This window comes from Saccharothrix sp. AJ9571 (assembly GCF_021725495.1).
Classification (GTDB): domain Bacteria; phylum Actinomycetota; class Actinomycetes; order Mycobacteriales; family Pseudonocardiaceae; genus Amycolatopsis; species Amycolatopsis magusensis.
This window is the reverse complement of record NZ_CP091382.1, coordinates 1780322-1802946: the sequence shown is the minus strand read 5'-3', so window position 1 is coordinate 1802946 and position 22625 is coordinate 1780322. Positions and strand designations below refer to the sequence as shown.

The following is a 22625-nucleotide window of genomic DNA, read 5'->3' as shown; positions in this document are numbered from 1 at the left end:
CGGTGGGTGCCCCGTGACGGGCACCCGCCGGACTGCCGCCCCCGCTATTCGAAACAACCCCAAGGGGATGCAACGACGTGCTGGACGTCAATTTCTTCGATGAGCTCCGGATCGGCCTCGCCACCGCTGACGACATCCGCCAGTGGTCCTTCGGTGAAGTGAAGAAGCCGGAGACCATCAACTACCGCACGCTCAAGCCGGAGAAGGACGGGCTCTTCTGCGAGAAGATCTTCGGTCCGACCCGCGACTGGGAGTGCTACTGCGGTAAGTACAAGCGGGTCCGCTTCAAGGGCATCATCTGCGAGCGCTGCGGCGTCGAGGTGACCCGCGCCAAGGTGCGCCGTGAGCGGATGGGCCACATCGAGCTGGCCGCCCCGGTCACCCACATCTGGTACTTCAAGGGCGTGCCCTCGCGGCTGGGTTACCTGCTCGACCTGGCCCCGAAGGACCTCGAAAAGATCATCTACTTCGCGGCCTACGTGATCACCGGCGTGAACACCGAGCTGCGGCACAACGACCTGCCGACCCTCGAGAACGAGATCGGCGTCGAGCGCAAGAACCTCGAGCTCAAGCGCGACGCCGACATCGAGGCCCGCGCGCAGAAGCTGGAAGCCGACCTGGCCGAGCTGGAGGCGGAGGGCGCCAAGTCCGACGTCCGCCGCAAGGTCAAGGAGGGCGGCGAGCGCGAGATGCGCCAGCTGCGCGACCGCGCCGGGCGTGAACTGGACCGTCTCGAAGAGGTCTGGACCACCTTCACCAAGCTCGAGCCGCGTCAGCTGATCGCCGACGAGCTGCTCTACCGCGAGCTGATCGACCGCTACGGCGAGTACTTCACCGGTGGCATGGGCGCGGAGGCCATCCAGAAGCTGGCCGCCGAGTTCGACGTGGCCGCCGAGGCCGAGAACCTGCGCGACACCATCCGCAACGGCAAGGGGCAGAAGAAGCTCCGCGCGCTCAAGCGGCTCAAGGTCGTCGCGGCCTTCCAGGTCACCGGCAACGACCCGCGTGGCATGGTGCTCGACGCCGTGCCGGTCATCCCGCCGGACCTGCGCCCGATGGTGCAGCTCGACGGTGGCCGGTTCGCCACCTCGGACCTGAACGACCTCTACCGCCGCGTGATCAACCGGAACAACCGGCTCAAGCGGCTGATCGACCTCGGCGCGCCCGAGATCATCGTGAACAACGAGAAGCGGATGCTGCAGGAGGCCGTCGACGCGCTGTTCGACAACGGTCGCCGCGGCCGCCCGGTGACCGGTCCCGGTAACCGTCCGCTGAAGTCGCTGTCCGATCTGCTCAAGGGCAAGCAGGGCCGGTTCCGCCAGAACCTGCTCGGCAAGCGCGTGGACTACTCCGGCCGTTCGGTGATCATCGTCGGGCCGCAGCTGAAGCTGCACCAGTGCGGTCTGCCGAAGGACATGGCGCTGGAGCTGTTCAAGCCGTTCGTGATGAAGCGGCTGGTCGACCTGAACCACGCGCAGAACATCAAGTCCGCCAAGCGGATGGTGGAGCGCTCGCGCCCGCAGGTGTGGGACGTGCTCGAAGAGGTCATCACCGGCCACCCGGTGATGCTGAACCGCGCACCGACCCTGCACCGCCTCGGTATCCAGGCCTTCGAGCCGCAGCTGGTCGAGGGCAAGGCCATCCAGCTGCACCCGCTGGTCTGCGAGGCGTTCAACGCGGACTTCGACGGTGACCAGATGGCGGTGCACCTGCCGCTGTCGGCCGAGGCTCAGGCCGAGGCCCGCATCCTGATGCTGTCGGCGAACAACATCCTCTCCCCGGCCTCGGGTCGCCCGCTGGCGATGCCGCGACTGGACATGGTGACCGGGCTGTTCCACCTGACCCGCCTCACCGAGGACGCCGACGGCGCCGGACAGGCCTTCTCCTCGCCGGCCGAGGCCATCATGGCCTTCGACCGCAAGGTGATCAGCCTGCACGCGCCGGTCAAGATCCGCGTCAAGGACCGCCAGCCCGCCAAGGCCGACGAGGCCCGCCTGGCCGAAAAGGGCTGGGAGCCCGGCAAGCCGTGGCTGGCCGAGACCACCCTGGGCCGCGTGCTGTTCAACGAGCTGCTGCCGGCGGACTACCCGTTCGTGAACGAGCCGATGCCGAAGAAGCGGCAGGCCGCGATCGTGAACGACCTCGCCGAGCGGTACTCGATGACCCAGGTCGCGCAGACGCTGGACCGCCTCAAGGACGCCGGTTTCTACTGGGCCACCCGGTCCGGGGTCACCGTCGCCATCTCCGACGTGCTGGTGCCCGACGAGAAGAAGGGCATCCTCGAGGAGTACGAGGGCAAGGCCGACCAGGTCGAGAAGCGCTACCAGCGCGGTCAGCTCTCGCACACCGAGCGCAACAACGAGCTGGTGAAGGTCTGGACCCAGGCGACCGAGGACGTCGCCAAGGTGATGGAAGCGCACTTCCCCGACGACAACCCGATCTCGATCATCGTGAAGTCCGGGGCGGCGGGCAACATGACCCAGGTCCGGTCGCTGGCCGGGATGCGTGGTCTGGTGTCGAACCCGAAGGGTGAGTACATCCCGCGCCCGATCAAGGCGAACTTCCGTGAAGGCCTGTCGGTGGCGGAGTACTTCATCGCCACGCACGGTGCCCGCAAGGGTCTGGCCGACACCGCGCTGCGTACCGCCGACTCGGGTTACCTGACCCGTCGTCTGGTGGACGTTTCGCAGGACGTCATCGTCCGCGAGGTCGACTGCGGCACCACCCGCGGCATCAACATGATCATCGGTGAGGACATCGGTGGCGGCAAGGTGCTGCGCGACCAGCACGTGGAGACCAGCGTCTACGCCAGGACCCTGGCGGCCGACGCGGCCGACTCCAGCGGCAACGTGGTGCTCAACGCCGGTGACGACATCGGCGACCCGGCCATCGAGAAGCTGATCTCCAGCGGCATCTCGAAGGTCAAGGTCCGCAGCGTGCTGACCTGCGAGTCGGCCGTCGGCATCTGCGCCACCTGCTACGGGCGCTCGATGGCGACCGGTCAGCTGGTGGACGTCGGCGAGGCGGTGGGCATCGTGGCCGCGCAGTCGATCGGTGAGCCGGGCACGCAGCTGACCATGCGTACCTTCCACCAGGGTGGCGTCGCCGGTGACGACATCACCACCGGTCTGCCGCGTGTGCAGGAGCTGTTCGAGGCCCGCGTGCCGAAGGGCAAGGCGCCGATCGCCGACGTCGACGGCCGCGTGCGGATCGAGGAGAGCGAGCGGTTCTGGAAGATCACCCTGATCCCGGACGACGGGTCGGAGGAGATCGTGTTCGACAAGCTGTCCAAGCGGCAGCGGCTGGCGAACACCCTGGACGGCCCGCTGGCCGACGGCGACCACGTCAACGTCGGGCAGCAGCTGCTCGAGGGCACGCCGGACCCGCACGAGGTGCTCCGCGTGATGGGTCCCCGCGAGGCGCAGATGCACCTGGTGGACGAGGTCCAGAAGGTGTACCGGGCGCAGGGTGTGTCGATCCACGACAAGCACATCGAGGTCATCGTGCGGCAGATGCTGCGCCGCGTGACGATCATCGACTCCGGTGCCACGGACTTCCTGCCGGGCGAGCTGCCCGAGCGGACCAAGTTCGAGGCGACGAACCGGGCCGCGGTCGCCGAGGGCGGCGAGCCGGCTTCGGGTCGCCCGGTGCTGATGGGGATCACGAAGGCCTCGCTGACCACGGACTCGTGGCTGTCGGCGGCGTCGTTCCAGGAGACCACCCGCGTGCTGACCGACGCGGCCATCAACGGCCGGTCGGACAAGCTCGTTGGCCTCAAGGAGAACGTGATCATCGGTAAGCTGATCCCGGCCGGTACCGGCATCAACAAGTACCGGAACATCCAGGTGCAGCCGACCGAGGAGGCACGGGTCGCCGCCTACGCGATCCCGTCCTACGACGACGGCTACTACACCCCGGACGTGTTCGGCACCGGCACCGGTGCCGCCGTCCCACTGGACGACTACGACTTCGGTCGCGACTTCCGGTAAGAGTTTCTTCACCCCCGGAGAGCCCCCGCCCCCTACAAGGGAGCGGGGGCTCTCCCCTTTCGGGGGCCCGATGTCACGAATGTGGCTTCCGAGACGCCAACCGCCCCGAAAGCCACATTCGTGACACCCCTCGCCCTCCGGGCCCCGCGCGGCCCACCTACGCCCCACCCCTCCCGCCCCCGCCCTCACACTCCCGCCCCCGAGTTCGACACTCAGGCAGCCGAGCCCCACGTTCACGCGCCCGAACCCCACACTCGGGCAGCTGAGTCCCGCGTTCACGCGTCGAACCCCACGTTCGGGCACCCGAGTTCCACATTGGGGCAGCCGAGTCCCACATTCGGGCAGCTGAGTTCCACACTCAGGTAGCCGAGTCCCACGTTCGCGCGGCCGAGTTCCACACTCGCGCGCCCCAACCCCACGCTTGGGTAGCCGAGTTCGACACTCGGGCAGCCGAGTCCCACGTTCAGGCAGCCGAGTTCGACACTTGGGTAGTTGAGTTCCACGTTCGCGCGGCCGAGTTCCACGTTCGGAGTGGCTGGGTTCTGCGTTCGCGAGGGTGCGGCAAGAGGCGCGGCTAGGTGGGGGCCGGGATACGGAAAGGGCTGGTCAGGAGGGGTGGACATGCTTTAGCCCGCAGAAGCAGGAGGGGTCGATGCTTCTGCGGGCTAAAGCTGGGTTGCCTGGTCAGGGGGTGTTTCGGCGGGCGACGATGACGGTGCGGACGATGGCGACGATCAGCAGGCCGCCCGGGAGGAGGATCCAGGCGAGTGGGTTGCTGACGCCGCCCAGAAGCAGGATGGCGATCACCAGTACCAGGGCACCGAGGTCGACGGCGAGTTGTGTGCCGGGGGTGTCGGCGAGTTTGGTGCCCAGCAGGATTTGGAAGTACTTCACGTTCGTGGCTCCCAGCGGAAGAAGCGGCCGATGACCGCGGCGAACAGGACAGCCCACAGCAGGGTCGAGCCCAGGTCGACGGTGAGTGGGGTGAAACCGGTGTCGAAGCCGGACCAGCCCTTCGCGAGCAGGTTCGACGGGCCGATCAGCGGCATGAGTGAGCCCGCGGTGGCGACTTGTTCGTCGCCGGAGCCGACCATGAAGAGGCCCGCCAGCGCGCCGATCAGCACCGGGAACGAGGTGACGTGGGTGGCCTCGACGCTCTTGCTCAGCGCGGCCGTCGCCATGCCCGCGGCGACGGTCAGCAGCACGCCGCCCGCCATGCCCAGTACCACCAGCCACGGGTGCGTGGGCATCGGCGCGCCCAGGAACAGGCAGAACACGAAGTAGGCCAGCGCCTGCACCACACCCATCGCCACCACCGGCATGGTGATCGCGCCGATGACCCCGGCGTCGGTCAGCTCGGTCGTGCGCAACCGCTTGAGCACCAGCGACTGCCGCCGGGCGGTGTAGATGGTCATGCTGGTCATGAACACCGACAACAGCATCAGCATGGTGAACCGGTCGCCCAGCAGCGAGCCCCAGTTCTCCGGCTGCCGGTCGCGCACGCCGAACCAGGTCAGCACGCACAGCCCGATCGGCATCACCGTCGCCGAGAACAGGGTGAGCTTGCGCCGGAACAGCAACCGGATTTCGAACCAGCCGTGCCGCACCATCATGGTCATCGCTGTGCCCCCACGGTCAGGAAGATTTCGGACAGGGACGCCTGCGTGGCCGACAACCGGCCGAGCTTGACGCCGTGCCGCCTCGCCCAGTCCAGCAGCAGGCCCAGGTCGTCCTGCAATTCCGCGGTTTCCACCACCAGCAGCGCACCGCGTTCGTCCAAAGTGGAGTCAAGAGTGCCGTCGAAGACGGGCAGCGGGTGGTCGAGCGCGGTGGCGGGCACCAGCGCGGTGATCCGCGACGGGTGCGCGGCGAGCACCTCGGACAGCGTGCCCGCCACCGAGATCCGGCCCTGGTGCATGATCGCCACCCGGTCGGCCAGCGCCTCGGCCTCCTCCAGGTAGTGCGTGGTGAGCAGGATCGTGCTGCCCTCGTCGCGCATGTGCTCGACCGTCTTCCACAACCGCTGCCGCGATTCCGGGTCCAGCCCGGTGGTCGGCTCGTCGAGCACCACCAGCTCCGGCCGTCCCCAGGTGGCCAGCGCGAAGTCCAGCCGCCGCTTCTCGCCGCCGGACAACTGCTCCACGCGCGTGTTCCGGCGGTGCGTCAGCTCCACGCGGTCCAGCAGTTCTTCGACGTCGTCGTCACGGCTGCTCAGCGAACCCCACAACCGCAGGGTTTCCGCTGTGGACAGTTCCTCGATCAGCCCGGCCTGCTGCAGCATCACCCCCATCCGCGGTTTCAACCGCGACCTGGCGCGCGCCGGATCGTGCCCGAACACCCGGATGCTGCCGGACTCCGGCCGCCGGAAGCCCTCGATCAGCTCCAGCGTGGTGGTCTTGCCGGCGCCGTTGGTGCCGAGCAGCGCGAAGATCTCGCCGCCGCGCACGGTGAAGTCGATCCCGTCGACCGCGGTGAACTCGTCGTAGGAGTACTTCAGCTCGGAGATCTCGATCGCGTTCATGACACCGAACGATGCCGTCGCGGCGAGGTCGGTCCCAGTCGCCGCTGTCACCGGAGCACATGACGGTCGTACGCGCGGGACGTGACAGGTGTCATCGGTGGTTAGTGTGAGCCGGTGCGCGCAATCAAATGGCGGGTGGGGGCCGGGGACCGCGGCGCCCTCGAATCGCTGCGCCGCTACAACCGGTACAACGTGCTCGTCTCACTGGTCCTGCTCGCCGGGGTGCTGGTGCTGAGCGAGATCACCGACCGGCCTGACCCGGTCCGGGCGGCGGCGCTCGGGCTGGGGCTGCTGGTGTTCGTGCTCAGCCACCTGCGCTGGACGGTCCGGTCGATCGCCGGGCCGATCTCCCCGATGCCGTGGCCGGAGGCGGCCCTGCTCACGCTGGTCTCGGCCGGGGTGGTCGTGGCCGCCTTCGCCACCGAGGGCAACGGCGCGGTGTGGGCGCTGGCCACCGGGCTGGCGGCGCACGACCTGCTCATCGCCAGGTTCCCCGGCGCCGGGTGGCGGCTCGTGTTCGGCTTCGCGGCGCTGATGGCGCTCGCCGCGGCGGTCACCCTGCTGTTCACCGGGGACACGCACCCGGGCGAGGTGCCCCAGCAGGCCCTGGTCGTGTTCATCATGGCCCCGGTGATGACCTACGCCGAGGTGTTGCTGCTCCGCCAGTGGACGCTGACCCTGGAACTGGAGAAGGCCCGGCTCGACGCGGCGGATCTGGCCACCACCAAGGAACGCCTGCGACTGGCCGAGGACCTGCACGACATCCTCGGGCACGCGCTCGAAGTCGTCTCGCTCAAGAGCGAACTGGCCAGCAGGCTCAGCGAAGTCGACCCGGAACGGTCCCGCGCGGAACTCAACGAGGTGCAGCGGCTGGCCAGGGGCGCGGTGCACGACGTGCGCGCGCTGGTGCAGGGCAGGCGGTCGACCGAACTGGCGATCGAGATCGCCGGCGCCCGCGGGCTGCTCGAATCGGCGGGCATCCGCTGGCAGTTCACCGGCGATCCGTCCCGGTTGAGCAGTGCGGCGGGTGAGCTGCTCGGGCGGGTGCTGCGCGAGGCGGTGACCAATCTGCTCCGGCACGCCGACGCGAGCTATTGCCTGGTACGGCTGGAGATCCGAGACGGCCGGGCCGTGCTCCACGTCCGGAACGACGGTGTCGCCCCGATGCGGGAGGAAGATCGTGAGGGATCCGGCTTGCGCGGGCTGAACCGGCGCATCACCGAAGCCGGTGGCGAGTTCTCCGCCGAGGCCCACGACAACGCGTTCGAAGTGCGGGCGGAGGTGCCCAGATGATCCGCGTCGTGCTCGCCGACGACGAGCAGCTGACCCGGCAGGCCATCGAGTCGCTGCTGAACCTGGAGCCGGACCTGACCGTGGTGGCTGGGGTGCCGGACGGCGCCGCGGCGCTGGAGGCGGTCGCCGAGCACCGGCCGGACGTGCTCGTGGTGGACCACGAGATGCCGGTGCTCGACGGCCTCGCCGTGCTGGAGCGGGTCGCCCGCACCTATCCGGGGGTGCGCTCGGTGATGCTCACCCGGCACGCCCGCCCCGGCGTGCTGCGGCAGGCGCTTTCCTCCGGTGCCAAGGGTTTCCTGGCGAAGACGGCCCCGGCCTCACTGCTCGCCGAGGTGATCCGGCGGGTCCACTCCGGACTGCGGTACGTCGACCCGGAGTTCGCCGCCGACGCGATCGCCGAGGTCGATTGCCCGCTGACCGAGCGCGAACTGGACGTGCTGCGCCTGGTCGACGACACCACCACCGCCACCGAGATCGCGCGGGCGATGCACCTGTCGGCGGGCACCGTGCGCAACTACACCTCGTCCGCGATGACCAAGCTCGGGGCCCGCAGCCGCGGGCAAGCTGCTCGCATAGCCCGCGACCACGGCTGGATTTAGGCGCTGTCCGGTGAGTTTGGTCGATGGGCCGCCTGGGCGCGAAGAGCGCGACCTTGACTCACCGGACAGCGTCTAGTACACCGACTTCCGGGAGATGGGGAAGTCGAAGTAGGTGTCCGGGTAGGGCTCGTCGTTGAGGGTGAAGTGCCACCATTCCTCGACCAGGTTGCGGAAACCGGCTTCGGCCATGGTGTTCACCAGCAGGTCGCGGTGTTCGCGGGCCTTCCCGGTGATCAGCGGGTTGGCGGTGTGCGAGAGTGTGTCGAAGCAGTCGAAGCCGGTGCCCATGTCCACGGAGTTGTCCGGGAAGCGCTCGCCGACGGGCGCGGTGCACGGGACGAGCGGCTCACCCGGCACGTATGGGCGCTGCGGGCGCGGCGGCAGCTTTACCACGGTCAGGTCGACCGTGCTTCCCCTGCTGTGCCCCGACTTCTCGGCGATGTAGCCGTCGGCGAACAGCCGGTCCTTGGCCACGTTGGGGTAGAACTCGGGCTTCATCTTCTCGTCTTCGAGGTCCTTGGCCCAGCGCACGAAGTGGTCGACCGCGCGCTGCGGGCGGAAGCAGTCGTAGACCTTCAGCGAGTAGCCGCGGGTGAGCAGCTTCCACTGCGCACGCCGCAGCGCTTCGGCGGCGGGCCGGGTGAGGATGCACAGCGGTTCGCGGTAGCCGTCGACCGGGGTGCCGACGAAGTTGTGCGGGCCGTGGTACCGGATGTCGTGCTGGATGGTCGGGGCGAAGTCCCGCAGGACGACGAACGGGCGGGCCGAGGTCGCCTGGGCGGGCGCGGCGAAGGCGGCTCCGGACAGCAGGACGGCCGCGACGGCCGTGAACACCTTGCGGAGGATCATCCGCCCTTGGTAACAGCGTAGTTCCCGGCGTGCGGTAACGAATGGATAACGGGCCATGTCGGGCGGCTCCGGGCGTCGATCACCGCCGGTGAGCGGCGGCGAATGGCCCAGTCCGAGGGCTGGGAAACTTTCGCCCATTCGGCTCAGTCAAAGGGCTGGAAAGGGCCTCGGACTGCTTTGAATGGCGGGAAACCGGCTGCCCCTGGTGGCGTCCCATCCCTTGATCACCAGATTGACACCTCCGAGGGGTGCCGAGAACATTCCGAGCATGTCCATTCGAGTCGCGTTGGTCGGGCGTTTGCACGTCGATCTGCGCCAGCAAGCCAGCGCTCTCTGTCCGGCTTCCTGATTTCCGCTCGTCCTCCTCACAGGTGACCCGCGTGCATTCCCGCGGGTGATTTTTCGAATTCACCATTCGGAAAGAACAGGGGTTGATCCATGCTGTCCACTTCGCCTCGATGGCGAAAACTCGTGATCGGCGCACTGGCGGGCGTGCTCGCCGTCGGTGCCGTCACCTACCAGGGGTCCGGCACCGAGGCCTACGCCGACGTGCAGACCTTCACCGATGCCAAGACGGCGTCGGACGGCAAGCAGTACTGGGTGAAGAACCACCTGGTCGGCGGCCAGAAAACGGCCGCGCGGGCCGAAGGCGGGCAGCGCAAGAAATGGCTGCTGGTCTGGGCCGGTGACGAGAACATCGCCGACACACTGGTCAAGGACCTGAAGAACCTGCCCGGTTCGCTCGCCGGTGGGCTCGGCAAGGTGACCAATGCGTTGCCCGGTCCCGATTTCCTCGCCGTGATCGACGCGACCGAGGGCTCCGACACCTACGGCAAGGTGGTCAACACCGCCACCGTCGGGCCTTTGGTGGAAAACGAGCCGCACCACATGCAATACGTGTGGCACAAGGGCGACACCATTTACGCGGGTGCGTTGTTCGCCGCGGCCACCTACGCCTTCGACGTGAGCGCGTTGCCGGAACTGAAGCTCAAGGGCATCAGCCTGCCGACGAACACGCTCGGCGGTTCCGTGCCCGACGCCTACTGGACGCTGAAGGACGGCACCGCGTACGGGACTTACATGGGCGGTCCGGTGGTGCCCGGCCCGTACGCCTACGCCAACGGGCAGGTGGCGATCGGCAACGGTTTCGCCGGGAGTCCCGGCGCGCTGGTGCGGTTCGACCAGACCGGCAAGGTGCTGTCGCAGACCTCGGCGGCGACACCGCAGGGTGACAACGCGAAGCTGTGCGCGAACCTGCCGCGGCTCGGGAAACCCACCTGTGCCAACCCGCACGGCATCCAGGCCCGCGAGGACCTGAACACGCTGGTCACCAGCGACTACGCCGAACCGCGCAACATCATCCTCGACCCGGTGAAGCAGCCGTCGCCGTACCTGCGGCGCCCGACCGTGCGGACCTGGGACATCACCGAGCGGGACAACCCGAAGCTGAAGGCGGTCTCCTACCTGCAGGACGGCCCGCGTGCCGATCCGGCGGACCCGCTGCACGCCGAAAGCCGCGCGGTGATGGAGACGACGGTGACGAACCTGCCCGGCCACAAGGGCGCGTTCGCGCAGACCATGCAGGGCGGGGCGGTGCACTACACGCCGGACATCACCGCCGAGGAACCGAAGTGGGTGGAGGTGTTCGACGACGGCGCCGCCAACAAGGCGATCCACGCCGGCAACGACGCCAACGGCGGTGGCTCGAACGGTGGCTGGATCCAGACCAGCCCGGACGACAAGTACCTGTACCGCGCGATTTCCGGGCGGGGCAAGGGTGCACTGGGGCCGAACGACCCCGGCACCACCGGTGGCGTCTACGTGCTCGACATCCAGAAGTTGCTGGCCGCGGGCACCGATTTCCAGTGCAGGATCGACACGCCGGCCGAGGCGCAGAACGGTGGCGCCGAAAGCGACTGCCCGACCGTCGCGGGTGCCGCGCCGATCAACCCGGGCCAGCCCGCCGCGGGCCCGCACTGGGGCGCTTACGACAACTTCGCTCTCGGCGAGGACGGTTTCTACCACGAGACCAAGTCGCCGTCGCGGATCGCGGTGTCGAACTACTTCGTCGCCCGGTCCGGTTTGGACGGTGACCACAAGGTGAACATGCTGCACCTCGGGCCGGACGGCAAGGTCAGCGTGGACACGAACTTCAAGGACGAGTTCTCCGGTCAGGTGGGCATCAACTTCAACCGGAAGGACTGGCCGCACGGCGCGTTCGGCAACGCCAAGCCGCATTCGGAGTTGTTCGTGGTAGCCGACGCGGATGTGAAATAAGGCCATGGACCACTCGCACATCGGGGTCACCGGGTCGGCTGACACCGCCGCTCTGCTCCTCCGGTTGGTGCTGCTGCTCGGCACGGCCTTCGTCGCCGGAACCGGGTTGCTGCGGCCGCTGGCCGAGTGGGTACCACGACGGGTGACGGTGTTCGTCTGGGCACTGGCCGCGGTTTCGGCCGTGCTGGCGGCGGTTTCGGTACCGGTGCTGGACGTCAACGTGGTGGGCGCCGCGGTGCACGTGGTCCTGGTCCTCGCGGTGCCGTCGGCGCTGGGCCGCCCCGGACCGGCTCGCTGGCTGTCGGCGGCACTGATTTTGTTGCTGGTGGTGGAAACGGCCGTCGGGCGGTCCGGAGTGGAATTCGCCGTCGACACCGTGTACGTGGCCGCCGCGGCCGCGTGGTTCGGGGTCACGGTGCTCTCCGTGGCCGTTCCGGCGGACCAGCTCCGCACGGAATCCCTGCGGCCGGGGCCGTTGTCGCTCACGCTCGGCGGGCTGCTCGTGCTCGCCGGCGCGGTGCGGCTGGCCACGTCCGGCATCGGCTTCGATCGCAGGATCTACGAAAGCGCGTTCGGCGTCGCCCTGCTGGTGGTGGCCGGTCTGCCGCTGGCGGTGACCGCCGCGGCGGCCGTCCGCCCCGGCCGGGTCTACCGCTACGGCACGGTGGGCGTGGTCGCGGGTTTCGTCGCCTTCAGTGCGCTGGCGGCGATCCCGCGGCCCGCGGAACTGCCGGTTCCCGGCGTGCCGGTGCTCGCTGAGGCCTCCCTCACCGGGCAGCGCGTGCCGCTGCTGATCAGCCCGCAACGACCGGGGCGCAATCTGGTGCACTTCCCAGCCAGTGCGGGTGACCAGCTCGACGTCGGGGTGCCCGGTGGGCCACTGGTCCGGGCCATGCCGCGGGCCGGGGCCGAGGGCACGTGGGCGGAGGTCGACCTGCCTGCCGGGCGCGGTGAAGTGCTGCTGCGCACCGGTGACACGGAAACCTCGGTGGACGTGGACACCGGTGACCAGCCGGGGCCGGTAACCGCGGCCGGGGTCGACGGTCCCGAATGCGCCAGTGCCGCGCTCGGCGGGCTGATCACCGGACGGCGTGACGTGCTGGGGGCGTGCCCGGCCGACGCACTGTCCACTGAGGACGCCGATGCGCTGCGCAAACTGGTCGCCTTCCTGGATTCCCGTGGTGCGAAGGGGATCACGCTGAAGGCCGACGACTCCCCGCGCGGGGTGGCGGCGGCCGAAGTGGTGCGGGAGGTGGCGGCCGTGGCGGAGTTGCCGATCGACGCCGAGCCGAAACCGGAGAACGCACTGGTGGCGGTGTCCGGCTGGGCCGAGGCCCACCGGGCGCTGACCCTCACCGGCGCGCAACAGGCGGAGAGCCCGACCTACGCCTACGGGCTGTACCTGGCCCCGTGACTGCTCAACACCCCACGGGCGAACTCGGTGACCACCACTTCGGTGCCGCTGCGGTTCGACCCGCGGGAGCAGTTGCCGGTGAGTTACGCCGTCGCCGTCGGGAACGCCTTCGGCGGCGAAAGTCCCACCATGGCCGGGTTCGAGGCCTGGCTGGGCACGCAGGCCGACTCCGTTCGCGGCGAGGTGCAGATCTACGCCGCGGCGCAGGTGACGGTGATGCCGATGGGGCCCGGCGAGGTGCACGCGCCGGGCATGCCGATGACCGAAGAGCTGGCCGGGCAATGGGTGCCGAAGGCGACCGTGGTCCCGGTGAGCCTGCCGCTGCTCACGTGAGCGCGGTTTTCCTTGGAGGAGAGATGAAGAAGCTGTTTTCACGGGTGCTGGTGACCGGGGTCGCGGTGGTGGCGTTCTCCGGCGCGGCGGGCGGGGTGGCTTCGGCCGCCGACAGCACGCCGATCTGGGTGCTGCCTGGGGTGGACCTCGGTTCCGTGCTCGATCCGGCCATCGGGATCCCCGGTGGCCTGGCCCCGGTGTTCGACCTGCTCAAGCTGGTCGGCGCCTGAGTTTTACCGATCCAATAGAGAGGAAGAGAGATGAAGAAGATCCTCGCCCGCGGCGTGGCCGCGGTGCTGCTGTCCGGGATCGCGGTGGTCGGCGTGTCGGTCCCGGCGATGGCCGACCCGGTGATCGTCGACGAGCCGGACACCAGCGAACTCAACAACATCTGGACGTTCGCGCCGCTGGGGGTGCCGGTGTTCGGCCTGATCCAGTCCGTGGTGAAGGCGCCGAACGGCATCATTCCGAACTGAGCGCGGGTCCCTGGGGTGCCGTGGTCCGGCGGCGTTCTTTCAGCGCGAGCAGGACGAGCGGGACCCCGGGGACCAGCAGCGTGGCGCCGAGACCGGTCATGACCACCGCGGACCAGGTGTTCTCGTAGATCGGGTAGGGCCACATCGGCGCGACGGAGACCTCGATGGTGTCGCCTTCGGCAGGCAGCGGGCCGAAGGCGAACCACCACGACCGGTCCACGAAGATCCGGGTGCCCTCGAACAGGTATTCGCCGCTGACCAGGCGGGGAGAGCCGTCCCGGAAGGTGCTGGCGTCCTCGGTGCCGGTGACCAGGAGGCCGACGTTGTGGTCGAGGCCGACGAGGCTGCAAAGCCCGTTGGTGATCAGGTTGACCGCGGGCAGGCAGAACGCCAGCGCCCCGATGGCGAGCACCACGGCGGGCCAGATCGGCGGGAGGTTCTCGTCACCCGCCTTCCGGCGGCGGGCCCGGCCGAGCACCTGGGACACGAAGATCACCACGAACGGGATCACCAGGAACAGCACGAGGATGGTGATCGTGCCGGTCAGCCCGGCACCGGCGATCAGCCAGAAGAGGCTGGTGGCGACGACGAGGACGGAGATCGCGACGGCCAGCGGCTTGCGGCCGCCGCTCACCTTGCCGCGCAGCCAGCCGAGGATCCCCGCCAGCGCGTATCCGGCGACCACGAAGGCGGGCAGGTAGTCCTTTAACGTCACGATCTCTCCTGTGGATCACTGCTCAGGGACGAGAGCAGCAGCTTGAATTCGAGAGCGACGCTCTTGAGCGGGGACGCTGCTCTCGAAGTGGATCAGCGCCGGCCGTCGTAGTCGGCCAGGTTGCCGAGGTTCTGGCGCAGGTCGCCGCGCTCGGGATGGCCTTTCCAGCGGATGGACAGGAACTCGTCGTTCCCGAAGATGCCGGGGGACAGTTCGAACCGGCGGTAGTCCTCGGAGAGGAAGAGCTGGTTCCACTCGGCATAACGCGCCGCTTGGGCGGCATCGCGGGGATCGACCGTTTCCCCCGGCTCGACCTCGACCCTGCTCGCGCCCCGCCGGATCGTCAGCACGCAGCGGTGCCGGTCCGCCGGGACCCAGCCGCTGCCGCCGCCGTCGGCGGGGTTGCCGGTCCGGTGTTCCCACTCCTGCCGGTTGACCGCGGTGAGCAGGAACAGCCAGTCGATGCGGCCGAAGACGTGCAGCACCTCCGACGGCAGCGCGTTCGCCGGACGAGCCGGGTCGAACCGCAGCCGCCGGGTGGACGGCAGCGGTTCGCCTGGATCGCTGAGCCGCCGCACCTGCCAATTGTGCTTGCGCTGCAACGAATTCAGCTCACGCTGGAACCTCCACGCGGAAAACATCAGAAGTTGAGGTCTTCGGTGTTCTCCTCATGGCTCTGTTCCTCACCGGTACTGCCGTAGTCGGCCGCCTTCTTGCCGTTGGCGAGGTGGCCCAGCGGCTTGCCCGGCCTGAACCCGCCGTCCGCGCCGATGCCGACCTGCCCCTTCAGGCTGCCCTTGCCCGCGTCGACCATCGAGGAGACGAAGCTCTGCCCGAGCCCGCCGTCACCGTCGTTCTTGAGGCCGCCGAGCATCCGGCTGCCGACCATGCCGGTGTCCGCGTAGAGCTTCGTGCCCGCCGACGCCTTCACGCCCATTTCCTGCGCGCCGTCCTTGAGCCCGGTGTGCAGCGCGCTGCCCAGCTTGCGCTCGGCGAACGACTTCTTGATCGCCGCGCCCGCGGTCTTGAAGAAGTCCTTGAGCTTGGTGATCAGTTCGTGGATCTTGTCCAGCAGCTGGCGGAGCTTGCTCACCTTCTGCGTGGCGTTCGCGGCGGTGGTGGTGCCCTTGACCGTGGTCGCGGTGCCCGCCGCCGCGGTCGAGGCGCCGAAGCTGGGCACCGCGGCGGCCAGCGCCGGGATCCAGATCATCACCAGCCAGGTGATGAACTCGGTCAGCAGGGCTTTGATGAAGTCCTCGATGACCGACATGATCATGCTGGAGATCTTCAGCAGCTGGGCGATGTTCCCGGCCTCGGCGGCGGTGCCCTGGATGCCCTGGGCGAAGGAGTCGACCTTGGCTTGGGCGGCTTCCTTCGCGTCCCCGGTCCAGTCCGCCAGCGCGGTCCCGGCTTCCTGGTGGTACTTCTGCGCGAACTTGGCCAGCCCGCCGGCGATGCTGTTGAAGTTGCCCGCGGCGTTCCCCAGCGCCGGGCCGTCACCGCTGACGAAGTGGATGAGGTCCTGCAGCGGCTGCACCACCACGAGCAGGAAGTCCAGCCCCTGCCCGACCAGCCAGCCGATCGGATCGGTGGCGATGCCGGACGCGGCGTCGGTGCAGGACTGGATGAACCCGGTGGCGTCGACGGCCAGCCCGATGACCTCGCCGCCGGTGACCTGGCCGTCGCTGGTCGCGCCGAGCGCGTTGTCGACGGCCTTGACCAGTCCGCCCGCGAGCGGGACCGCTTTGGCCACCTTTTCGCCGTAGCCGTCCTCGGCGGTGATAGAAATACCGGACAGCTCGCCGGTGGTCTTCTCACCCATGGTGCGGACTCCTCTACTTCGCCGGGCCGATGGTCGGCGTCCGGCTGTCCGCCGGGGTGTTCAGCACGGTGGTGAACTCGCCGAGCAGTTTCGCGCTGTCGTCCTCGTGCCGCTGGTAGAGCTCGGCCGCCTTGCCGAACTTCTCCGAAGCCGCTTCCAGCCCGGCCGCGATGTCGATCACGCATTCCTGCAGATCGGCGAGCATGCTGGTGTAGTTGTCCTTGACCACGAGGCCGATCACGCCCCAGGACTCGTCGCCGACGTCGGCCTGCTGCACCAGCCGCGCGATCTCGTTCGGCACCGCGACGTCATCCCCGCACTTCCGCGAATACGCGGTGAGCGCGTCGATGATGACGGTGTGTCCTCCGGCCATCAGCGGTCCTCCTCCTCGAACAGGTTCTTCAGGAACGCGTCGCCCTGCGAGCCGCCCGGCGGTGGTGAGGCCGGGCGCTGCGGCTCGTCGGTCGCCTTGAGGAACGTCTGCTCGGAGAAGTCCTCGTGCTCGTCGCGCCGCGGACGGCCCGGCGACGCGGTTTCCGGCAGCTTGGACCGCAGTTCCCCGGCTGTGGTTCCCAGCATTTCCGCCTGGGTTTCCAGCACCTGCCCGGTCAGGTCGAGTTCACCGCCCATGTGCGCGTCGACGATGGTCGCCTGCTGCCGCGCGGATTCGGCGACGGCGGCCTGGAGGGTCTGCATGAGCGTGGCCGAAAGGGCCTGGGGACGCTGGCGCATGGCCTCGTCGGTGAGCCGGATTTCCTTCACCGAGCCACCCGGCCCGGCGACCACGGTCACCGACCGGTCCGGGGAGGTGGCGGTGGCTTCGAGTGCGCCGATCTCCGCCTGCATCTGCCCGAGCCCGGCGAGCCGGTCGTCGACGTTCTTGATCCCGGCCTGGAACTGTTCGAACTTCGCGACGAGTTGTTCGAATTCCGCCGACACTGTGTCCTCCCGCTGCTGGTCCCCCGGCTTCGACGCGGCGATTGTCGTACAAATGGCGCAGTGCTGCCCAGCGATCGGCCGGAAACGTGATGACAGCGCCTAAGCTGCTTCGGTGAGCAGCGGATCCACCAAGGGACAGCCGATGATCGAGACCCGTCATCAGACCGAATTGCTGGCCCTGCTGCGGGACGAGGGCCCGATGTCCCGGGTGGAGCTGGGCGAACGGCTGGAGTTGCCGCGGGCCCGCGTCGCCGCCGAGGTGACCCGGCTGGGGGAGCTGGGGCTGGTCGAGGTGGCCGGTCCGTCGGCGAGCCGGGGCGGGCGGCGGTCGACACTGCTGCGGCTGGCGGGAGACCTCCGGATCCTCGGTGTGGACGTCGGCGCGACCTCGGTCGGCGTCGCGGTCACCGACGCGGGGTGCGAGGTGCTCGGGTACGCCGTCGAGGACTGCGACATCCGGCAGGGGCCGCACGCGGTCCTCGCGCGCGTGGTGGAACTGGCGGAGAAGGTGCGCCAGGACGCACCCGGCCGGTTGCTGGCCGCGGGCATCGGCCTGCCGGGACCGGTGGCGTTCGCCGAAGGCATGCCGGTGGCCCCGCCGATCATGCCCGGCTGGGACCGGTTCGCCGTGCGGGACCACCTCGGCGGGCTGCTGCACTGCCCGGTCGCGGTGGACAACGACGTGAACGCGATGGCGCTCGGCGAACGGCACTCCGGGGTGGCGCGCTCACTGGACGACCTCATCTTCGTCAAGGTCGGCACCGGGATCGGCTGCGGCATCGTGCTCGGCGGGAAGGTCTACCGCGGGGTGGCGGGCACGGCGGGGGACATCGGGCACATCCGGCTCGACGACTACGGGCCCACCTGCGCCTGCGGTGAGGTCGGCTGCCTGGAGGCGTACTTCGGCGGCTCGGCCCTCGCGCGCGACGCGCTCACGCTGGCGCGCAGCGGCCGGTCGGCGTTCCTGGCCGGGGTGCTCGCCGAGAACGGCGAGGTGACCGCGCACGACGTGGGCCTCGCGGCGGCCTCGGGCGACTTCGGCGCGGTGAACCTGATCCGCGACGGCGGCCGGCGGCTCGGGCAGGTGGTGGCCTCGCTGGTCAGCTTCATCAACCCGGGCATGGTGGTGATCGGCGGCGGCGTGGCGCAGCTCGGCCACCAGCTGCTGGCGGAGGTGCGGAGCGCGGTCTACCGGCGCTCGCTGCCGCTGGCCACCGGCAACCTGCCGATCGTGCTGTCGGAGCTCGGCGACACCGCCGGCGTCATCGGCTCGGCCTGGTCGGCCGCGGACCGCGCCTTCACCCTGTCGTCCTGACCTGGGGATCCTGCTTTTGCCCGCAGAAGCATCCGGGCCTCGTTTCGTCACGGTTCGTGATCAAACGACCGCGCGATGCTCACCGTGGGTTAGTTTCCTGCTTCTTCCCGCAGAAGTGGGAAACGGCAAAGATGTGCAGTCTTTTGAACGCCGTAAGCGAAAGTAGGTACGCGAGCGGCTGGTCTAAATGGGTGGATTGACGAAAGATGGCGTCTGATTCACCTTGACGAGTGAACTTTGCCACCTTACTTTCGCTGGCGACACTACAAAGTGAAGGCAAGGTGGCCATGAGCGTGAGCGTGCAGGCTGAGCAAGTCAGCCAGCGCACGGCGAACCTCGCCGGTCTCCTTCGCGCGCTTCGGCGCGGGCCGCGCTCGCGGTCGCAGCTCGCCGCCCACTCCGGGCTCTACAAGGCCACCGTGTCCAGCCTGGTTACCGAACTCGGCGACCGCGGCCTGGTCCGCCCGGCCGGGCTCCGCAACGGCGGGCACGGCAGGCCGAGTCAGCTGGTCGAACTCCGCGGCGAGGCCGCCTACGGGCTCGCGCTGCGGGTGGAGGCCGACGGCTTTTCCGCGATGACCATGGACCTGGCCGGGGTGCCGCTGGCCAGCCGCGCGAGCACCGCCGACGTCGCCCAGCTCGGGCTCGAGCGCGGCATGGACGAGCTCGCCGCGCTGGCCGAAGCCGTTTGCGCCGACCTCGACGGGCCACCGATCGGCATCACCGTCTCGGTGCCCGGCCTGGTCGACACCGACTCCCAGGTCCTCCGCTTCGCCCCGGTACTGCGCTGGCGCGACGCCGGGCTCGCCGACCTCATCGCCGCACGGCTCGGCGTCGACCTCGCGGGCGTCCTCGTCGAGAACGAGGCCAACCTCGGTGCGTTCGCCGAGGTCCTCGAAGGCCCCGGCGTGCGCGAGCTGTTCTACCTGAGCGGCGGCTTCGGCGTCGGCGGCGGCTTGGTCTCCGGCGGGGCACTGCTCCGCGGCGCCCGCGGGTTCGCCGGCGAGATCGGGCACATCACCATCGACCCCGTCGGCGACGCCTGCCCCTGCGGTCGCACCGGCTGCCTGGAGACCAAGGCCGGGTTCCCCGCGCTCCTGCGGGCCGCCGCCTCCCCGCCCGACTCCCTGCACGACCCGGCGCTCGGCGTCGACGCCAGGGTGACCGCGTTGCGCGACCGGATCCGCGGCGGCGACCAGCGGGCCGCGGCCGCCGTCCACGACCTCGGCACCGCGCTCAGCACCGCGCTGGCCACCGTGGTCGACCTCGTCGACCCCGAGGTGCTGGTGCTCGGCGGCTACTTCGCCGGACTCGCCGAATGGCTGGTCGAGCCGATCCGCATCGCGCTCGGCGCGCGCACCCACGGACCCGGCACCCGCTGCCGCGTGGTCGCCTCCGCGCTCGGCACCTCGGCCGCGTTGCTCGGCGCGGCCCACCTGGCCACCGAACGCCTCTTCACCGACCCGACCCTCGCCCCGATGGCCGTGCACGACTCGGAGCTCCCGGAGAACTCGGAGGTCTCCCTATGAACGACTCCCCACTGCTCGAAGTGCGCGGTGTGGTCAAGGTCTTCCCCGGCGTCCGCGCACTGGACGGCGTCAACCTCGAGGTGGTGCCCGGTGAGGTGCACTGCCTGCTCGGCCAGAACGGCGCGGGCAAGTCGACGCTGATCAAGGTGCTCGCCGCCGCGCACCACCCCGACGAGGGGGAGATCCTCTGGCGCGGCGACGTCGTCTCGCCGGCGAACCCCTCGGCCGCGCTGCGCCAGGGCATCGCCACCATGTACCAGGAACTCGACCTCGTGCCGGGCCTGTCGGTGGCGGAGAACATCTTCCTCGGCCACGAGCGCCAGCGCTTCGGCTTCACCAAGGTCGCCGAGTCGCGTGCGGAGGCGCAGCGGCTGATGACCCGCCTCGGCCACCCCGAGATCCACCCGGGAACCGAGGTCGGCAGGCTCTCGGCCGCCGCCCAGCAGTTGGTGTCGATGGCGCGGGCGCTCGCGCACGACGCCCGGCTGCTGGTGATGGACGAACCGACCGCCGCACTCGCCGGGGAAGAGGTCGACAACCTCTTCCGCATCGTCGAGGAACTCACCGCCGACGGCGTGGCGATCGTCTACATCTCCCACCGCCTCGAAGAACTGCGGCGCATCGGCCACCGCGTCACCGTGCTGAAGGACGGCCGGACCGTGGCGCAGAACCTCGACGCCCGCGACACCCCGACCGCCGACCTGGTCGCGCTGATGGCCGGGCACCGCGTCGAAACCGTCTTCGGGCCGAGCCGGGACCCACGGCCCGAGGGCACACCCGAGGTACTGCGCGTCGAAGGGCTCGCCCGGCGCGGCGAGTTCGAGGAGGTCGGGTTCTCCGTGCACGCCGGGGAAGTGCTCGGCATCGCCGGTCTCGTCGGCTCCGGGCGCAGCGAACTGCTGGAGACCATCGCGGGCGCCAGGAAAGCCGACCACGGCACGGTTTCCGTGGACGGCAAGAACGTGCACAACGGCAGCGTGCACGCCGCGGTCCGCGCGGGCATCGGCCTCGCGCCGGAAGAGCGCAAGAGCCAGGGCCTGCTGCTCGACCTGCCCGTGGCGCACAACGTGACGCTGGCGAGCCTGTCCCGCTACGCCAGCTTCGGCTTCACCGACCGCGCCCGCGAACTCCGCGACGCCGGGGAAACACTGAAGCGACTGGACCTGCGGCCCGCCGACCCGCGGCGCATCGCGCGCACGCTGTCCGGCGGGAACCAGCAGAAGGTGGTGCTCGCGCGCTGGCTGGTGCGCGGCTGCCGGGTGCTGCTGCTCGACGAACCCACCCGCGGGGTGGACGTCGGCGCGCGCGCCGAGCTGTACCGCCTGATCACCGAACTGGCCGAGACCGGCGTGGCCATCGTGCTGGTCTCGAGCGAGATCCCGGAGGTACTCGGTCTCGCCGACCGGGTCCTCGTCCTCCGCGAAGGCCGGGTGCTGGCCGACCGGCAGGCGAACGAGCTCACCGAGGCCGGGGTGCTCGACCTGATCCTCGAGGGGAGTGCGGCATGACCGAACAGACCGAATCGCGGCCGATCAACACGGAGCCGGATCCGCCCCCGGCACCGCCGGTGGCCAAGAAGAACGGATCCTCCGGCTTCCCGCTGGACTTCCGGCTGATCGGGCTCACCGGGGTGCTGGTGGTGCTGTGCCTGGTCGGCTACTTCACCCGGCCCGAGGTGTTCTTCACCGAAGGCAACATCTCCACCATCCTTCGCCTGGCCGCGGCGATCGGCGTGGTCAGCGTCGGCATGACCTTCGTGATCATCAGCGGCGGCATCGACCTCTCGGTCGGCTCGATCGTGGCGTTGTCCAGCGTCTGGCTGACCACCCTGGCCACCCAGTCCTACGGCCCGGTCGTGATGGTGATCTGCGGCCTGGCGGTCGGCCTCGGCTGCGGTCTGGTCAACGGATTGCTGGTGTCGTACGGAAAAGTGGTGCCGTTCATCGCCACGCTGGCGATGTACGCCTCGGCCCGCGGGCTCGCCGAGCGGCTCAGCGGCCGCAAGACCCAGGTGGTCGGGGACGCCGGCTTCCTCGAGTTCTTCCGCGGTGACATCCTCGGCATCCCGGTGCTGATCTGGATGTTCGCGCTGGTGTTCGGCGTGGGCTGGGTGGTGCTCAACCGCACCACCTTCGGCCGCCGCACCTACGCGGTCGGCGGCAACGCCGAGGCCGCGCGGCTGGCGGGCATCAACGTCAAGCGGCACACCGCGCTCGTCTACGCCGTGGCCGGCGTGTGCTGCGGGGTCGCGGCACTGATGGTGGTCGCGCGGACCACCGCCGGTGCCTCCACCAACGGCATGTTCTACGAGCTCGACGCGATCGCCGCGGTGGTGATCGGCGGCACGCTGCTCACCGGCGGCAAGGGCTCGCTGCTCGGAACCCTGGTCGGGGTGCTGATCTTCACCGTGCTGTCCAACATCTTCACGCTCAACAACCTCGACACCGACATCCAGAACATCGCCAAGGGCGCGATCATCGTGCTGGCCGTGCTGCTGCGGTTCCGCGGCCGCGGTGAACGCAGCACCACTTAGAACGCAGCACCACTCAAA

Annotated in this window: 22 protein-coding genes; 12 read left to right on the top strand and 10 right to left on the bottom strand. The window is 69.4% G+C overall.

Going from position 1 to position 22625, the window contains the following annotated elements:
• Positions 1 to 77 precede the first annotated feature (77 nt).
• Positions 78 to 3989 carry a DNA-directed RNA polymerase subunit beta' gene (locus L3Q67_RS07525; protein ID WP_499188832.1) on the top strand — a complete coding sequence of 1304 codons (3912 nt, stop codon included), beginning with the start codon at positions 78 to 80 and terminating at the stop codon, positions 3987 to 3989.
• Between the two features lie 275 nt (positions 3990 to 4264).
• Here L3Q67_RS07525 and L3Q67_RS07520 read toward each other — a convergent pair whose 3' ends face one another.
• The 4 genes from L3Q67_RS07520 to L3Q67_RS07505 form a co-directional block, all read right to left on the bottom strand.
• Positions 4265 to 4513 carry a hypothetical protein gene (locus L3Q67_RS07520; protein ID WP_499188831.1) on the bottom strand — a complete coding sequence of 83 codons (249 nt, stop codon included), beginning with the start codon at positions 4511 to 4513 and terminating at the stop codon, positions 4265 to 4267.
• Between the two features lie 160 nt (positions 4514 to 4673).
• Positions 4674 to 4883, bottom strand: coding sequence for a hypothetical protein (locus L3Q67_RS07515; RefSeq protein WP_499188830.1), 210 nt, complete (start codon positions 4881 to 4883; stop codon positions 4674 to 4676).
• Positions 4880 to 5608, bottom strand: a complete 729-nt coding sequence (locus L3Q67_RS07510) for an ABC transporter permease (RefSeq protein ID WP_499188829.1) — start codon at positions 5606 to 5608, stop codon at positions 4880 to 4882. Before L3Q67_RS07510 ends, L3Q67_RS07515 begins: the two co-directional genes overlap by 4 nt.
• Positions 5605 to 6510, bottom strand: coding sequence for an ABC transporter ATP-binding protein (locus tag L3Q67_RS07505; RefSeq protein WP_499188828.1), 906 nt, complete (start codon positions 6508 to 6510; stop codon positions 5605 to 5607). Before L3Q67_RS07505 ends, L3Q67_RS07510 begins: the two co-directional genes overlap by 4 nt.
• A gap of 114 nt (positions 6511 to 6624) precedes the next feature.
• Here L3Q67_RS07505 and L3Q67_RS07500 point away from each other — a divergent pair, with 114 nt between their 5' ends.
• The gene (locus L3Q67_RS07500; protein ID WP_499188827.1) at positions 6625 to 7803 is read left to right on the top strand and encodes a sensor histidine kinase; all 1179 of its coding nucleotides are present in this window, start codon (positions 6625 to 6627) and stop codon (positions 7801 to 7803) included.
• Positions 7800 to 8405 carry a response regulator transcription factor gene (locus tag L3Q67_RS07495; RefSeq protein ID WP_499188826.1) on the top strand — a complete coding sequence of 202 codons (606 nt, stop codon included), beginning with the start codon at positions 7800 to 7802 and terminating at the stop codon, positions 8403 to 8405. Before L3Q67_RS07500 ends, L3Q67_RS07495 begins: the two co-directional genes overlap by 4 nt.
• A 72-nt stretch (positions 8406 to 8477) precedes the next feature.
• On the opposite strand, the gene L3Q67_RS07490 is transcribed toward L3Q67_RS07495, so the two are convergent.
• Positions 8478 to 9254, bottom strand: coding sequence for a M15 family metallopeptidase (locus L3Q67_RS07490; protein ID WP_499188825.1), 777 nt, complete (start codon positions 9252 to 9254; stop codon positions 8478 to 8480).
• A gap of 438 nt (positions 9255 to 9692) precedes the next feature.
• On the opposite strand from L3Q67_RS07490, the gene L3Q67_RS07485 reads away from it, so the two are divergent.
• The 5 genes from L3Q67_RS07485 to L3Q67_RS07465 are packed head-to-tail and all read left to right on the top strand — an operon-like array spanning position 9693 to position 13754.
• Positions 9693 to 11531, top strand: a complete 1839-nt coding sequence (locus L3Q67_RS07485; protein WP_499188824.1) for a hypothetical protein — start codon at positions 9693 to 9695, stop codon at positions 11529 to 11531.
• A 4-nt stretch (positions 11532 to 11535) separates the two neighbouring features.
• Positions 11536 to 12945, top strand: a complete 1410-nt coding sequence (locus L3Q67_RS07480) for a hypothetical protein (protein ID WP_499188823.1) — start codon at positions 11536 to 11538, stop codon at positions 12943 to 12945.
• Positions 12946 to 12972: 27 nt separating this feature from the next.
• Entirely contained in the window at positions 12973 to 13278 is a 306-nt protein-coding gene (locus L3Q67_RS07475; RefSeq protein WP_499188822.1) for a hypothetical protein, read from the top strand.
• A gap of 23 nt (positions 13279 to 13301) precedes the next feature.
• The gene (locus L3Q67_RS07470; RefSeq protein ID WP_499188821.1) at positions 13302 to 13508 is read left to right on the top strand and encodes a hypothetical protein; all 207 of its coding nucleotides are present in this window, start codon (positions 13302 to 13304) and stop codon (positions 13506 to 13508) included.
• Positions 13509 to 13538: 30 nt separating this feature from the next.
• Positions 13539 to 13754, top strand: coding sequence for a hypothetical protein (locus tag L3Q67_RS07465; RefSeq protein WP_499188820.1), 216 nt, complete (start codon positions 13539 to 13541; stop codon positions 13752 to 13754).
• Here L3Q67_RS07465 and L3Q67_RS07460 read toward each other — a convergent pair.
• From L3Q67_RS07460 to L3Q67_RS07440, 5 genes are all read right to left on the bottom strand, one after another.
• Positions 13741 to 14469: a hypothetical protein gene (locus L3Q67_RS07460; RefSeq protein ID WP_499188819.1), complete on the bottom strand. Its 729-nt coding sequence runs from the start codon at positions 14467 to 14469 to the stop codon at positions 13741 to 13743. The two genes, L3Q67_RS07465 and L3Q67_RS07460, sit on opposite strands and share 14 nt — an antisense overlap.
• A gap of 92 nt (positions 14470 to 14561) precedes the next feature.
• Entirely contained in the window at positions 14562 to 15047 is a 486-nt protein-coding gene (locus tag L3Q67_RS07455; RefSeq protein ID WP_499188818.1) for a hypothetical protein, read from the bottom strand.
• Between the two features lie 62 nt (positions 15048 to 15109).
• Complete coding sequence (locus tag L3Q67_RS07450; protein WP_499188817.1) at positions 15110 to 16291, bottom strand: WXG100 family type VII secretion target; 1182 nt, start codon at positions 16289 to 16291, stop codon at positions 15110 to 15112.
• A 13-nt stretch (positions 16292 to 16304) separates the two neighbouring features.
• Positions 16305 to 16664 (bottom strand): ESX-1 secretion-associated protein, encoded by a 360-nt coding sequence (locus tag L3Q67_RS07445; RefSeq protein ID WP_499188816.1) that lies wholly within the window; start codon positions 16662 to 16664, stop codon positions 16305 to 16307.
• On the bottom strand, positions 16664 to 17230 hold the full coding sequence (locus tag L3Q67_RS07440) for a YbaB/EbfC family nucleoid-associated protein (protein ID WP_499188815.1): 567 nt from the start codon (positions 17228 to 17230) through the stop codon (positions 16664 to 16666). Before L3Q67_RS07440 ends, L3Q67_RS07445 begins: the two co-directional genes overlap by 1 nt.
• A 142-nt stretch (positions 17231 to 17372) precedes the next feature.
• On the opposite strand from L3Q67_RS07440, the gene L3Q67_RS07435 reads away from it, so the two are divergent.
• From L3Q67_RS07435 to L3Q67_RS07420, 4 genes are all read left to right on the top strand, one after another.
• The gene (locus L3Q67_RS07435) at positions 17373 to 18545 is read left to right on the top strand and encodes an ROK family transcriptional regulator (RefSeq protein ID WP_499191458.1); all 1173 of its coding nucleotides are present in this window, start codon (positions 17373 to 17375) and stop codon (positions 18543 to 18545) included.
• Between the two features lie 287 nt (positions 18546 to 18832).
• Positions 18833 to 20074, top strand: coding sequence for an ROK family protein (locus L3Q67_RS07430; RefSeq protein WP_499188814.1), 1242 nt, complete (start codon positions 18833 to 18835; stop codon positions 20072 to 20074).
• Positions 20071 to 21582 (top strand): sugar ABC transporter ATP-binding protein, encoded by a 1512-nt coding sequence (locus L3Q67_RS07425; protein ID WP_499188813.1) that lies wholly within the window; start codon positions 20071 to 20073, stop codon positions 21580 to 21582. Before L3Q67_RS07430 ends, L3Q67_RS07425 begins: the two co-directional genes overlap by 4 nt.
• The gene (locus L3Q67_RS07420; RefSeq protein ID WP_499188812.1) at positions 21579 to 22607 is read left to right on the top strand and encodes an ABC transporter permease; all 1029 of its coding nucleotides are present in this window, start codon (positions 21579 to 21581) and stop codon (positions 22605 to 22607) included. Before L3Q67_RS07425 ends, L3Q67_RS07420 begins: the two co-directional genes overlap by 4 nt.
• Positions 22608 to 22625: the final 18 nt, after the last annotated feature.

Excerpts from the sequence above, each read along its gene's own strand:
- L3Q67_RS07480 (WP_499188823.1), top strand. The coding sequence starts at position 11,536 with ATGGACCACTCGCACATCGGGGTCACCGGGTCGGCTGACACCGCCGCT.
- L3Q67_RS07490 (WP_499188825.1), bottom strand. The coding sequence starts at position 9,254 with ATGATCCTCCGCAAGGTGTTCACGGCCGTCGCGGCCGTCCTGCTGTCC.
- L3Q67_RS07505 (WP_499188828.1), bottom strand. The coding sequence starts at position 6,510 with ATGAACGCGATCGAGATCTCCGAGCTGAAGTACTCCTACGACGAGTTC.
- L3Q67_RS07470 (WP_499188821.1), top strand. The coding sequence starts at position 13,302 with ATGAAGAAGCTGTTTTCACGGGTGCTGGTGACCGGGGTCGCGGTGGTG.
- L3Q67_RS07420 (WP_499188812.1), top strand. The coding sequence starts at position 21,579 with ATGACCGAACAGACCGAATCGCGGCCGATCAACACGGAGCCGGATCCG.
- L3Q67_RS07485 (WP_499188824.1), top strand. The coding sequence starts at position 9,693 with ATGCTGTCCACTTCGCCTCGATGGCGAAAACTCGTGATCGGCGCACTG.
- L3Q67_RS07510 (WP_499188829.1), bottom strand. The coding sequence starts at position 5,608 with ATGACCATGATGGTGCGGCACGGCTGGTTCGAAATCCGGTTGCTGTTC.
- L3Q67_RS07465 (WP_499188820.1), top strand. The coding sequence starts at position 13,539 with ATGAAGAAGATCCTCGCCCGCGGCGTGGCCGCGGTGCTGCTGTCCGGG.
- L3Q67_RS07430 (WP_499188814.1), top strand. The coding sequence starts at position 18,833 with ATGAGCGTGAGCGTGCAGGCTGAGCAAGTCAGCCAGCGCACGGCGAAC.
- L3Q67_RS07445 (WP_499188816.1), bottom strand. The coding sequence starts at position 16,664 with ATGGCCGGAGGACACACCGTCATCATCGACGCGCTCACCGCGTATTCG.
- L3Q67_RS07495 (WP_499188826.1), top strand. The coding sequence starts at position 7,800 with ATGATCCGCGTCGTGCTCGCCGACGACGAGCAGCTGACCCGGCAGGCC.
- L3Q67_RS07435 (WP_499191458.1), top strand. The coding sequence starts at position 17,373 with ATGATCGAGACCCGTCATCAGACCGAATTGCTGGCCCTGCTGCGGGAC.
- L3Q67_RS07425 (WP_499188813.1), top strand. The coding sequence starts at position 20,071 with ATGAACGACTCCCCACTGCTCGAAGTGCGCGGTGTGGTCAAGGTCTTC.
- L3Q67_RS07450 (WP_499188817.1), bottom strand. The coding sequence starts at position 16,291 with ATGGGTGAGAAGACCACCGGCGAGCTGTCCGGTATTTCTATCACCGCC.